A 13,596-nucleotide genomic window follows, 5' to 3' on the forward strand; every position below is an offset into this window, starting at 1 on the left:
GTGCGCAGGGCCATTGCATCAGGAAGCTGTTGAGGGTCATCTATCATCTGGTAACGACAAATCAGCAGTTTGATGCATCGTTACTGAGATAGAAAGAAAATGAAACCGTATTCAAAAAAGTCTATTCCATAGGCTGTTTTCGTCATACCCAAAAACACAAATCTTATTCACATTTCAAAGATCTTACATATTGATTAGCTAGCATAATCAAATCATTTAACATTTTCAAACTTTTTCATCAAATGACTTGAATTTTATATAGTTAGCTCCTTTAATAAAAAAGAACATTCGCATAAGGACGAATGTTCGTGGTACCACCTTAATTCATATACAATCTGTATACCTCATAAACCTTAACGCAGTTATACGTGTTTACCTACTTCAATATTCAGAAAACAAACTCCAAGGCTACCTTCCATTTCTTCTTCTATCTCTTCACACCAACCAGAGATTCTCTTTAAGAATACAAAATGTACTCCTCCTCTTCAACGTCTATTATATTCTAACAAACCTGACTATCAAAGTCAATTATAACTGTGTAATAAAATCATGAATTGAATCTAAATAATATAATAAGCGTGAAAGCTTAATAATGTTATCAATTTCGTCATGTTCTAATTGAATAATAGGCACAATATTCATTAAACAGCAAAGTAATAATTTTTCTTCTTCTCTTAATTCAAACTTTTTCAAATAGGATTGACTCAAACAATCCAAATCAAAAAGAATATCTGGTATTTTTTGATACATATCAAATATATCATAAATGGGTAAATCCATTTCCAGATAATCAAGTGATATTAAACATTTAGATTTCAGTGAAATATGTTGATAATCAAAATTTTTATATGTGATACAAATACGAATAGATCGACAATTTTGAACACAATTCATATACTGTGATAAATATTGACGTGCTAAACATAATGCATCATAGATACGATAATAATTCATAACAAGCAGCCATTGACTAGGTGAACGGTAAAGCTCATTTTCATAATTGGTAATCATCTGTTCATAATAAGCCATACGTTCCTGAATCACTTTTAAAACATCATTTTCAAGTGTATGGAAATATTGCTGATTGACTTTCATATCATAAAAACTATGACCATGGAGATAAGCCAGTGTTTCAAAATAAAATTGAATTTTCATTTCCTTAAGATGTTGTGAACCACTTTCAATAAACGGCATAAGATAAAGATATTGTTGCTGATAGGAAGTCAGATATTCATGATGATCATTCGGTATGATATGAACAAAACAGGATAAATTCAATGTTTCAATAGAATCATACATATTCTGTAATGATTTCTGTGATGTGATTTTTGCAACATAGTATCCTTCTTCACATTTTAATTTAAAAACATGTGAACTTAACTTAATTTCACCAATAACATGAAGTCCATAGTTTTTTAAAATAATTTCCTTCATATCATATATGGAATAATAACGATTGTTCCCTGGGTTAAAGAACGCTCATGATTGTACTGCTTAAGAGCATATTCATCTACTTTATAATGTCTAGCAATAGTTTCATAGCTATCACCGTCTTGAACAACATAAAAATAATATGTGCCTAAATCTTCATCATTATTGACATCTTCACTTTCTTGAACAGGCATATCAACTTGTTTATCTTCCAATGGCCTTGTCTGTTGAATTGTCACTTCCTTTGTTTCAGGAATAACATCCACAATTTTTTCTTCTTCACGTAAAAGCTTCTCAATCTCTTCTGCAGGATCCGCTTCTTCATTTCTCGTCACTGTATCAACAACACGATCTTCATCATCCAATACCCCATATACATAAGCCTGTATAACCAATGACAAATTACCATCAACAAGATGATAATCAAAATCCTCTACTTTCACATGAAAATCTCTTTTATCTGTAATCTTTTCAAATAATGCGAAAATATCTAAATCTATCGTTTCATGAAATTGATGTTTTTCCTGTGTATCTTTATATTCACCATTAATCATAATACTACCAACCGCACGCATTCCATTTGTTTCCATCTTATAACGAATAGATTCATCAACAGATATCGAAATTAATTCATGAAGTTGATGATTCAAATCAACCATTTTTTTAAAATATATCTTTTGCATACAATCCCTCCTATCAAACTGTATGCATAAGATTGAAGAATATGAATAAGAGAAACATTGACAATAAAAAAAGTAGAGCTTTTGTCTCTACTTCATTATTGATTTTTTTCAAGTATTGCTAATGCCTGCTTTAAAACAGATTGACCATTCATCATTCCATAATCTTTCATATCTATATGAGCAACTGGAACCCCAGGTGCTTCAGATTCAATTTTACGTTGAGCATAACGTACTTGAGGTCCTAATAAAATAATATCTGTTCGATTGGCATTAGCTTTCACCTCATTAGCACCAACAGCCCAAATTTCTGCCTCTATACCTTGTTCTAAAGCTGCTTTCTTCATCTTTTCAACAAGTAAACTTGTAGACATACCAGAAGCACAGCATAACATAATACGTATCATTTTTCTTCCCCCTCCCTATATCTATTATACAAAAAATGAAAAGATTTGTTAAGAGCGAGATTATTTGTTATAGCATATGAAAAAATAGGTATTATTGTGTAAAGTTTATTCCTTGCCTCTTTCACCACTTAATTTTAAAATAATTATTTTCAATCAATATTTTTAGAGTTCACATAGTTGAAAAATAGCTTGCCATAATTCGTCAATTCCAACTTTATTTAGACTTGAAAAACGAACAAACAGATCCCCTTCTTGAAAATCCAAAGTTTCTTTAATACGTTTTTCATTTTTCTTTAAATCATTTCGTTTTAATTTATCTTCTTTTGTTGCCACAACAATAACAGGAATCTGATAATACTTAGCATACTGATACATTTGAACATCATCATGAGTCGGCTTATGTCGATAATCCACAATTAAAATTAAGCCTTTTAACAAATCACGTTCTCTTAAATATGTATCAATCATATCCGCAAAGCTTTCTTTTATAGCATCACTGACTTTCGCATAGCCATAACCAGGAACATCTACCAAACAGATTTCATCATTAATATTAAAGAAATTTAAAGTACGTGTTTTACCCGGTGTTGAAGAAACTTTTGCTAATTTTTGATGATTCGTCAATGTATTAATTAAGCTTGATTTACCGACATTACTGCGTCCGGCTAAACAAACTTCTGGTAATTGATGATCTGGCCATTGTGATTTCCATGCTGCACAGAGCAAAAACTGTGCTTTGTTTACCTTATACATATCTTTCTCCTTTCAAAAAAAGCTACTGATTCAATCAGCAGCTTTATTGTTTCACTAAAGCATTTTCTAAAACAGTATCAATATTATCTGCTAATATAATATTCAAATCATTTTGAACTGATTCAGGAATATCATCAATATCCTTTTCATTATCTTTAGGAATAATGATTGTACGAATACCACTACGATGTGCAGAAATTGATTTTTCTTTAAGTCCACCAATTGGTAATACTTGTCCTCTTAATGTAATTTCACCTGTCATAGCAACGTCATCACGAACAGGACGATTGCTAAAAGCAGATAAGATTGCTGTTGTTAAAGTCACACCAGCACTTGGTCCATCTTTTTTGACTGCTCCCTCTGGAACATGGATATGAATATCTTGCTTATCAAAAGCAATGTTTTCTAATCCATATTTTTGAGAATTTGCTTTCATGTAATCTAATGCAATAGAAGCAGATTCTTTCATAACATCACCAAGCTGTCCAGTAATAATAAATTTACCACTACCAGCAAAATGATTAACTTCAATTGGTAAAATATCTCCACCATATTGCGTATATGCCATTCCAGTAACAACACCTACTTGTGGCTTATCTAATTTTTTAGTATGTTCAAATGGTGCTTTACCAAGATATTCTTCTAAATCTTCAACATTTAATGTAAGCATTAAAGACTGATCTTTTAAAATTTTCAAAACAGCTTTTCGACAGATTTTAGCAATTAAACGTTCTAATTGTCTAACTCCTGCTTCACGTGTATAATGACGAATCACATACATGAATGCATCATCTGATATATGAAGCTGTTCGTCTTTTAAACCATGGACTTTACATTCTTTTTTCAATAAATGTCTTTTAGCAATTTCTAATTTTTCTTGTTCTGTATATGAAGATATCTCAATGATTTCAAGTCTATCTCTTAATGGATCAGGAATACTTCCAAGATCATTTGCAGTTGCGATGAATAAAACTTTTGATAAATCATAAGGTTCTTCTAAATAATTATCAGAGAAGAATTGGTTTTGTTCTGGATCAAGAACTTCAAGCATTGCACTTGTCGGATCACCTTTATAATCACTAGACATTTTATCAATTTCATCTAATAAGAAAACTGGGTTCACAACACCTGCTTTTTTCATTCCTTGAATAATTCTTCCTGGCATAGAACCTAAATAAGTTCTACGATGTCCTCTAATTTCAGCTTCATCTCTTACTCCACCTAATGAAGCTTTTACAAATTTTCTACCTAATGCTCTTGCAATAGATTTAGAAATAGAAGTTTTCCCTACTCCTGGAGGACCAACCAAACAAATAATTGGGGCATTTAAAGACTGAGTCATTTGTTTAACAGCTAAGTGTTCCACAATTCTTTCTTTTGGTTTTTCTAATCCAAAATGATCTTCATCAAGAATTCTTTCTACTTCATTGATATCTTGTGTATCTTCAGTTTCTTGATACCAAGGTGTTTTCATAACCCAATCAATATAAGTTCTCACAACATTGGCTTCAGAAGAAGCAGGTGGCATCATATCATATCGTTTTAATTCTTCTTCAATCTTATCTTTGATATGTTGAGGATAAGGTTTTGATTGAATTTCTTCACGAATATAATCTGTATCATCTTCTTTACTAGGTGTATCACCAAGTTCTTCTTTAATTGCACGTAATTTTTCTCTTAAATAATATTCTCTTTGATTTTCATCAATACTTTCTTTGACTTTAAGATTAATTTTTTCTTCTATTTCATTAATTGTCTTTTCTTCTTCCATGCTTGCAAGAACTAATAATAAACGTTTATTAATATCACATTCAGCTAAAATAGCTTGTTTTGTTTTTAATTCGACATTAATATATTGTCCTATTGTATCAGCTAATGCACTTGCACTCATGCCCTGTGACAAACTCGCAAAAACTTCACGAGGGAAAACCTGAAGATTTTTATGCATTGTCTGCATCTGATCTGTTAATTTTCTAACTAACGCAATTTCTTCAGCACGGTCACCATGAATATCTTCAAGATATTTTGTTTTTGCAAAAAGACAACCATCTCTTTCTTCAAGATTTAAAATTTCTATTCTTTTTTGACCTTCAACAGTCAATTTGATTGTTCCATGATTATCTCTTTTGATTCTTCTTTTAATTTTGCATAATGTTCCATAATGATAAACATGATCAAAATCTGTATTTTCATCAAGTGGATTTGTTTGAGAAATAAAAACAACGTTTTCATCAAATTCATTCACACTTAATTCAATTGCTTTAAGGCTAAAACTTCTTCCTACATCTAAAGAAATTTCATGAGAGGGAAAAACAACCATCCCTCTAGTACAAATGACAGGCAAATCAACGACAATATCTAATTCATCCATAATTCATGACCTCCTTTGTATTTTCATTATTATATATAATAATGAGTCACTTGTCTATTCATTTGTTTTAATAAAACAAGACGCTTGAAGCGTCTTATTTTACATTATCTTTAATCAATTGAACAGCTTTACGAGTAGCTAAATCATTTCTAATTTGTCCTAACTGTCCTTCAAAGAGTTTTTTCACTTCGTCGAATTCTCTTCCATAGTAAGTTGCAATTTCTTTGATTTCGTCATCAACTTCATCATCGCTTACTTCGATATTTTCAGCTTTAACAATTTCAGATAAAATCAAATTAAATTTCACACGTTTTTCAGCTTGTTCTCTCATTTCAGCTTTCATATCATCAAGAGTTTTACCAGTTAATTGTTGGAATAAATCCATTGTTAAACCTTGTTGAGATAAATTTTGTTCAACTTCTCTTAACATTTGTTGAAGTTCTGTTTCAATCATTGCATCAGGAACTTCAAGTGGTGTATTTTCAATAACGGCATTGAAAATATCATCACTGAATTTTGCTTCAGCTTCATTTTGCTTTCTGTTTTTGATTTGTTCTTTTGTGTAAGTTTCTAAATCAGCTAAAGTTTCAATACCATCAACATTAACATCTTTTGCTAATTCATCATCAATTTCAGGTAAAACTTTTGATTTAATTTCATGAACTTTAACTTTGAAAGTTGCTTTTTGTCCAGCTAAATCAGCAGCCTGATAATTTTCTGGGAAAGTGACTTCAATTTCTTTTTCTTCACCAACACCCATACCAATTAATTGTTCTTCGAAACCAGGAATGAATGATCCTGAACCAATTTCTAATGGATGGTTTTCACCTTTTCCACCTTCGAAAGCAACACCATCTTTAAATCCTTCAAAGTCAATAACAGCTGTATCACCGTTTTCAACTTGACCATCTTCTTTTATAACTAATTCAGCAAATTGATTTTGATAATTCTTTAATTCAGCTTCAATTTCTTTCTTTGTAACTTTAACTTGTGTCTTTTTCACTTCTAAACCTTTGTACTGACCTAATTGTACTTCTGGAGCAACTGGTGCAGTTACAGTTAATTTAAGAACATCTTCTGAAATTTCATCAATTTTCACTTCAGGTTGCCCTACTGGACGAATATCATTATCCAATAAAATACCTGAATAATTTTGTTGTAAAATCATATCAGTTGCTTCTTCTAAAATAGTTCCTTTTCCAAGTCTTGCTTTGACCATTTGTTTAGGTACATGACCTTTTCTAAAACCATCAATCTTAACTTGTTTTGCTAATTTGTCTAATGCTTTTTCTTGAGCTTTTTTCCATTCTTCAGTTGTGAAAGTCACTTTAACTTCCACCATAGATTTTTCAAGTTTATTACAAACTGTTTCCATTTATACTTCCTCCATTATTTCAACACGCTTATTATACATGAAACAATCACATAATGCAACTATTTTAACACTCAACTTGTTTGAGTGCTAAAATTTGTTCCTCAATTGCTTCTAAATCACAATAATATAAAATTTCTAATTCTGACAAGTCAACATCTATAGAGAGTAATGTTGCCACATAATAATGAATTGAGGCAGCCCAGACATTATAATCCATTTCATCAATTTCTTGTGGATAGAAAGAATACAGTAAATATTCCAAATATTCCTGACACTGTTCAAAAAGTGATGGATTATCACTTTCTAATGCATTTTCAAGATACTTTAAAATACCTGTATAGGCAAGCTGTTCTAATACCATTGGCATATAGCTTGGATTAAAACTATAAATCTGACCAAACTTCTCAACTTCCATTTCTTCATCAACCTGCTGATCAATCATAATTTCCATCAATAAAGTCTTTGCAAAAAAATGTTTATTTGGATCCATCAAATAAGTTTTAATTGTAGGAATAATCATACGAACATTTAATTGCTGTAATTGATCAAGTGCCATATACAACAAATCTTCATTACAATCTTTTTTATTTAACAATTGATTAATTTCTTCTATTGAAAAAATTTGATTTTTATTTTCAACTTCATATCGGGCTTCCTGTTTTTCAAGTAAAATTTCGTCATAAGCCGTATTAAACAAAGTTTCATATTGATAAGGTATATAAGGCATAGACAATTCTTCAATTAATAAATCTATTGCTTCTTCATAGTCACCCAATTCTTTTAATGCCATGATGTACATAGATATAACATCATAATATGTTTCTTTGGCCAAAGCCTTTGCATGAGCGCCTTCATATTTTGCTTTTTCAAATTCACCCAACCCGATGAAACAAACGAGTCTTAAATATCTTGTTTTTTCATCATTCATATCATGAAGCTGATTTAAAGCTTGAAGATATTCACCATTTTCAATCAACTCTTCAATCAATTTTATCCCTCCTTTTGACTTGTACGAGATATTCTATCAAAATTTAAATATTTAAGCAAATTATTTTTACATATTTTATCATTCTACAAAAAACTGTTATACACAAACATGTATAACAGCCCTTATGTTATTCATCACCAAAGCAAACACCTACAGCTTTAGCAGCACGAACCAATTCACCATTTGGATCGACACGTTTTTGTTTACCGAATTTAGCATCACCAATAACTTCTTCTAATGATGTATAATCCATATTTTCTCCATGAAGAGTCACAACATTACCAAATAGTCCTTCATCAATCAATTCACATGCTTTAACTCCAAAACGAATAGATAAAATACGATCATAAGGAGTAATATCTCCACCACGGATAATATGTCCTGGATTAACAGAACGTACTTCATGATTTGGAATCACTTTTTCTAAATCATCCGCTACTTTTGCAGCCAAACCACTATAACGTACTGGATCAGGTGAATCTTCTACAATTTTACCAATGACTTTTGTACCATCAGCATATTTTGCTCCTTCAGCTACTGCAATAACAGTATAAGGCAATCCCTGTTCATCACGTTTAGCAATATGTTTAGCAATATTTTCAATCGTAAATGGAATTTCTGGAATTAAACAAACACCAGCATTTCCAGCAAGTCCTGCATATAAAGCAATCCAACCTGCATCTCTTCCCATTAATTCACAGCAAATAACACGATGATGAGATTTAGCAGTTGTCTGTAAACGATCAATAAATTCAGTTCCTACACTCATTGCACTGATGAAACCATATGTAAGGTCTGTACTAGATAAATCATTATCCATAGTTTTAGGAACTCCAATAACATTAACACCTTTTCTTGAAAAATCTCTAGCACTTGTTAGCGTTCCATCTCCACCTAAAACAACAAGAACATCAACACCCGCTTTTTTCAAGTTTTCTACACCAACATCACTGACATCTTTTTTAACTTTTCCACCTTTTCCATCATCTACCAAATAGTCAAAAAGATTATCTTTATTAGAACTATATAAAATAGTTCCACCTTCCTTATAGATGTTTTCAACTTTTTCTTCTGTTAATTCAATATAGTTATTGTTATATAAACCACGGTATCCATAAACATAACCTATAACTTCCCATCCATATTTATGAATAGCTGTTTTTGTAATTGTTCTAATTACTGCATTTAATCCTGGACAGTCACCACCACCAGAAAGTAATGCTATTCTTTTCACTTTCTTTTCCATATCATTATCCTCCACATTTATTTTCCATTCTTCATTATAATAAAAATCATCACAGAAAACAACAAAAAATGAATACGTTTACAAAATTTCGTATAAAATAAGAAGTTAAAGATGTTTTCATTGTTTTAAACATTCTTTAACTTTTGTTATAGGTAAACCAATGACATTATCACGATCACCAACAATATAATCAACAAATACACTAGCTTTCCCCTGAATACCATAAGCGCCTGCTTTTCCCATCCATTCATTGGAATCTAAATAATCATCAATCATCGCAGTTATATCTTTAAAAAAGACTTGTGTTTTTTCACAAAATGTTTTTAAATCATTTCCCATATATATGGCAACTCCTGTATAAACATCATGACGATGATGAGATAGACGCATCAATATTTCATAAGCTTCCTGACGATCATTTGGTTTACCAATGACACAATGATCAAAATAAACCACTGTGTCTGCCGCAATAACAATATCGTGAGGATATTTTTGATGAATAGGATATGCTTTACGCATCGCTAAATCACATAAACGTTTTTCAATAGGTAATGAATCATCTAATGTTTCATCAATAAAAGAAGCATCAACTTTAAAGTCAATGCCTTCTCTTTCAAGCAATTCTTTTCTCCTAGGAGAAGTGCTTGCTAAAATAATTTTACTCATGGTCTTTCTTTTCTTCTTTATGTATTGGTTTAGGAAGCAATGCTTTACGAGAAACATTGACACCCTTATCAGTAATCTTAGTTACTTTGACTTTAATGATATCACCTATTTTTAAAACATCAGAAGCTTTATTGATACGTTCATGAGCAATATCTCCAACATGTAAGAAACCATTTGTTCCTTCAAATAATTCTACAAAAGCAAATTTATCTTCAACACGAACAACTTTTCCATCATAAATTTCCCCAATTTCTGCTCTTCTTACAATATTTTCAATAAGTTTAGCAGCAGTTTCAATAGCTTCCTGATCATAATGATAAATTGTTACACGACCATCTTGTTCGATATCAATTTTAACATCATTAGATTTTTCAATGATTTCATTAATTGTTTTACCACCAGTTCCAATAACATCTTTAATTTGATCTGGTTCAATTTTCATCATATAAACTTTTGGTGCATATGGACTCAAATGATCTCTTGGTTCACTAATAGCATTCATCATACATTCCATAATCTGCTGACGTCCTACTTTCGCTTGCGCTAAGGCTTCTTGTAAGATTTCTTTTGTGATTCCATCAATCTTGATATCCATCTGTAAAGCACAGATACCATTTTTTGTTCCAGCGACTTTAAAATCCATATCTCCTAAATGATCTTCCATTCCCTGAATATCTGTTAAGATTGTATAATCATCACCTTTTTTCACAAGTCCCATTGCAACACCACTAACCGGATTACTAATTGGAACACCAGCAGCCATTAATGCCATAGATGATGCACAAATAGAAGCTTGTGATGAAGAACCATTAGATTCTAAAACTTCAGAAACAACACGAATTGTATATGGGAATTCTTCTTCGCTTGGAATAACCTGAGCTAAGGCTCTTTCACCTAAAGCACCGTGTCCAATTTCACGACGACCAGGCGCACCCATTCTACCTGTTTCACCAACAGAATATGGTGGGAAATTATAGTGATGCATAAAACGTTTTTGATCTTCTAAACCTAAACCATCAATTTTTTGATGTTCTCCTAAAGCACCTAATGTACATACAGAAAGCACTTGTGTTTCACCACGTGTAAACAAAGCAGAACCATGTACTCTAGGAAGTAAATCAACTTGTGCATCCAATGGACGAACTTCATCAATTTTACGTCCATCAGGTCGAATCTTATCTTCTGTGATTAATCTTCTTACTTCATCTTTTTCTAAATCATGTAAAACGATTTTAACCTGTTTAATAACAGCTTCCTGTTCTTTTGAATCAGCATATTCTCTAGCTTCAAATAAAGCGACAACTTCATCATTGATTTCATCAATAGCTCCATATCTTTCTAATTTACCAGGAATAGAAACTGCTTGAATCATTCTCTCTTTAGCTAAAGATTCTACTTCTTTTACAATATTTTCATCTAATTCAAACAAAGGAATTTCAATTTTTTCCTTACCATATAAAGCCACAATTTCTTCTTCAAAAGCAATTAACTGCTTAATAGCCTCATGACCAAATAATAATGCATTTAACATTGTTTCTTCATCAACTTCTTTAGCATCAGCTTCAACCATGTTAATAGCTTCTTTAGTCCCAGCAACTTCTAGATTAATTAAACTTCTTTCCATCTCTTCAGGACCAGCATTGATTGTAAACTGTCCATCAATCAAACCAACATTTACTCCTGCAATTGGTCCATTGAATGGAATATCAGATAAACATAAAGCTAGTGATGCTCCAAGCATCGCTGCCATTTCTGGTGACGCATTCTGATCCACTGATAAAACAGTATTCACAACTTGAACTTCATTTCTAAATCCATCAGCAAATAATGGACGAATAGGACGATCAATCATACGTGCCGTTAATGTTCCATGTTCACTAGGACGCCCTTCTCTCTTTAAAAATCCTCCTGGGATTTTCCCAACTGAATATAATTTTTCTTCATATGTTACTGTTAATGGAAAAAAGTCTACGTCTTTAGGCTCTTTTCCAGCCACTGCAGTAGATAAAATCACTGTATCATCATATCTTACTAAAACGGAACCATTAGCCTGCTTAGCAAGTTCACCTGTTTCAACAGTTATTGTTTTCCCATAAAACTCTAAACTCATTACATGTTTTGACATATTATATTTTTCACCTCATTCATTATCTTTGTCATTATAGCATATTTTACAGTAATAACAAATCATTTCTTTATCATATTTTACACAGATATCCATAAAAAAAGATGACCGAAGTCATCTTTTCACTATTTATGCTTTGATAATTCCTTATCCTTCATTTCTTTAACCATTTTCGTCAGACGTTCTTTTTCACTTTGAAGTTGTCCATACATTTCTTGTGTGTCCATCTTCTGATGAGATGGAATATGTTTATTTGTATTTTCATGAAATGTCTTTTCATAAGATTCCTCAGCTTTTTCATGAATACAATGACGTAAAGCTTCTAAAGTTTTATGTTTTTGTTCTTCTTTTTCTTTCATTTCCTGAATTTCTTTTTTTAATTCAGTCTGATTGAAAATAACTTCATTTTCTTCATCCTGACTATTTCTTTTTTCCTGATCTTTAAATACCTTTTGATAAGCGCCTTTTGCTTCTTGAATAATATCTTCCTTACTCATATTGTCGTCCTCCTTCATTTGACGAACTTATTATAAAATGATTGATTTCAAAAAAACATAGACGCTCAACATTTGATTACATGATTAACAAAATTTATGATCGAAAATGATATTTCTGTTATTTTTATTTACAAAAAGAAAAGATATTCATTTCGAATATCCTTATCTTCTTAATCCTAATTTGTCAACTAATGCTGTGTATCTATCAAGATCTTTATTTTTTAAATATTTTAATAAATCTCTTCTTCTACCGATTTTCTTTAAAAGACCTCTGTTTGAATGATAATCTTTTTTATGAACTTTAAAGTGTTCATTTAATTTGTTGATATCAGCAGTTAATACAGCGATTTGTACTTCTGGAGAACCTGTATCTCCTTCTTTAGTTGCGTATTCTTTCATAATAGCAGTTTTTTCTTCTTTAGTTAACATTATTTATTCCTCCTTTTATTTGACTTAGCTATGTCCAAGAAATAGGTCGAGGACTCTTATATCCTAGATATAGCCGCATTTGTAATTATAAAGAAAGCATAGGAAAAGTCAAGTTATTTATTGATTTTCATGAAAAGAATTTATAAAATATTTCAAAGGAGCTAACTATATAAAAATCAAGTCATTTGATGAAAAAGTTTGAAAATGTTAAATGATTTGATTATGGTAGCTCATCAATATGTAAGATCTTTGAAATGTGAATATGATTTGTATTTTTGGGCATGACGAAAACAGCCTATGGAATAGACTTTTTTGAATACGGTTTCATTCTATTTCTATCTCAGTAAAGATGCATCAAACTGCTGATTTGTCGTTACCAGATGATAGATGACTCTCAACAGCTTCCTGATGCAATGGCCCTGCGCACAGCGATGACTTTTTCCCTGTGAGCGTTTAAGGTCATAGTAATCCTTGAAGACCTTGTTGAACCTGATGACTGGCACAATAATCTGATATAACGTCTTTCTTAAATAGCTCGATCCCTGCTTGGTTATGGCACTATGCTTGGCTTCGTACTGACTTGATTCGTAGTGAAATGGGGCGACACCCGCTGCCTTTATTATCTTTG

At 31.5% G+C, this 13,596-nt stretch carries 13 protein-coding genes and 1 other annotated feature; all 13 genes read right to left on the reverse strand.

Annotated elements, in window-relative coordinates; translation table 11 throughout:
• Positions 1-291 precede the first annotated feature (291 nt).
• Positions 292-498 (reverse strand) — a binding site (T-box leader).
• Between the two features lie 30 nt (positions 499-528).
• On the reverse strand, positions 529-1,434 hold the full coding sequence (locus B5G32_RS11895) for a hypothetical protein (RefSeq protein WP_087244082.1): 906 nt from the start codon (positions 1,432-1,434) through the stop codon (positions 529-531).
• A complete protein-coding gene (locus B5G32_RS11900; RefSeq protein ID WP_087936765.1) occupies positions 1,431-2,114 on the reverse strand; it encodes a LysM peptidoglycan-binding domain-containing protein in 684 nt (227 codons plus the stop codon). Before B5G32_RS11900 ends, B5G32_RS11895 begins: the two co-directional genes overlap by 4 nt.
• 95 nt (positions 2,115-2,209) lie before the next feature.
• Positions 2,210-2,518 (reverse strand): PTS sugar transporter subunit IIB, encoded by a 309-nt coding sequence (locus B5G32_RS11905; protein ID WP_087244084.1) that lies wholly within the window; start codon positions 2,516-2,518, stop codon positions 2,210-2,212.
• 162 nt (positions 2,519-2,680) lie between these two features.
• Positions 2,681-3,271, reverse strand: coding sequence for a ribosome biogenesis GTP-binding protein YihA/YsxC (gene yihA / locus B5G32_RS11910; RefSeq protein ID WP_087936766.1), 591 nt, complete (start codon positions 3,269-3,271; stop codon positions 2,681-2,683).
• Positions 3,272-3,314: 43 nt separating this feature from the next.
• Complete coding sequence (lon, locus tag B5G32_RS11915) at positions 3,315-5,642, reverse strand: endopeptidase La (RefSeq protein WP_087244086.1); 2,328 nt, start codon at positions 5,640-5,642, stop codon at positions 3,315-3,317.
• Positions 5,643-5,736: 94 nt separating this feature from the next.
• Entirely contained in the window at positions 5,737-7,017 is a 1,281-nt protein-coding gene (gene tig, locus B5G32_RS11920; RefSeq protein ID WP_087936767.1) for a trigger factor, read from the reverse strand.
• Between the two features lie 64 nt (positions 7,018-7,081).
• Positions 7,082-8,005: a DUF3196 family protein gene (locus B5G32_RS11925; RefSeq protein ID WP_087936768.1), complete on the reverse strand. Its 924-nt coding sequence runs from the start codon at positions 8,003-8,005 to the stop codon at positions 7,082-7,084.
• 127 nt (positions 8,006-8,132) lie between these two features.
• Positions 8,133-9,251 carry a 6-phosphofructokinase gene (locus B5G32_RS11930; protein WP_087244089.1) on the reverse strand — a complete coding sequence of 373 codons (1,119 nt, stop codon included), beginning with the start codon at positions 9,249-9,251 and terminating at the stop codon, positions 8,133-8,135.
• Positions 9,252-9,368: 117 nt separating this feature from the next.
• Complete coding sequence (locus B5G32_RS11935) at positions 9,369-9,872, reverse strand: Maf family protein (RefSeq protein WP_239386247.1); 504 nt, start codon at positions 9,870-9,872, stop codon at positions 9,369-9,371.
• A gap of 37 nt (positions 9,873-9,909) precedes the next feature.
• Positions 9,910-12,042, reverse strand: coding sequence for a polyribonucleotide nucleotidyltransferase (gene pnp / locus B5G32_RS11940; RefSeq protein ID WP_087936770.1), 2,133 nt, complete (start codon positions 12,040-12,042; stop codon positions 9,910-9,912).
• 125 nt (positions 12,043-12,167) lie between these two features.
• Complete coding sequence (locus B5G32_RS11945; RefSeq protein WP_087296618.1) at positions 12,168-12,539, reverse strand: hypothetical protein; 372 nt, start codon at positions 12,537-12,539, stop codon at positions 12,168-12,170.
• A gap of 162 nt (positions 12,540-12,701) precedes the next feature.
• On the reverse strand, positions 12,702-12,968 hold the full coding sequence (rpsO, locus tag B5G32_RS11950; protein WP_087245886.1) for a 30S ribosomal protein S15: 267 nt from the start codon (positions 12,966-12,968) through the stop codon (positions 12,702-12,704).
• A gap of 335 nt (positions 12,969-13,303) precedes the next feature.
• Positions 13,304-13,596: transposase (locus B5G32_RS11955; protein ID WP_143746644.1), on the reverse strand; the 293-nt coding region annotated here is incomplete at its 5' end.

It is taken from the genome of Massilimicrobiota sp. An80, assembly GCF_002159255.1.
Classification (GTDB): domain Bacteria; phylum Bacillota_I; class Bacilli_A; order Erysipelotrichales; family Coprobacillaceae; genus Allocoprobacillus; species Allocoprobacillus merdigallinarum.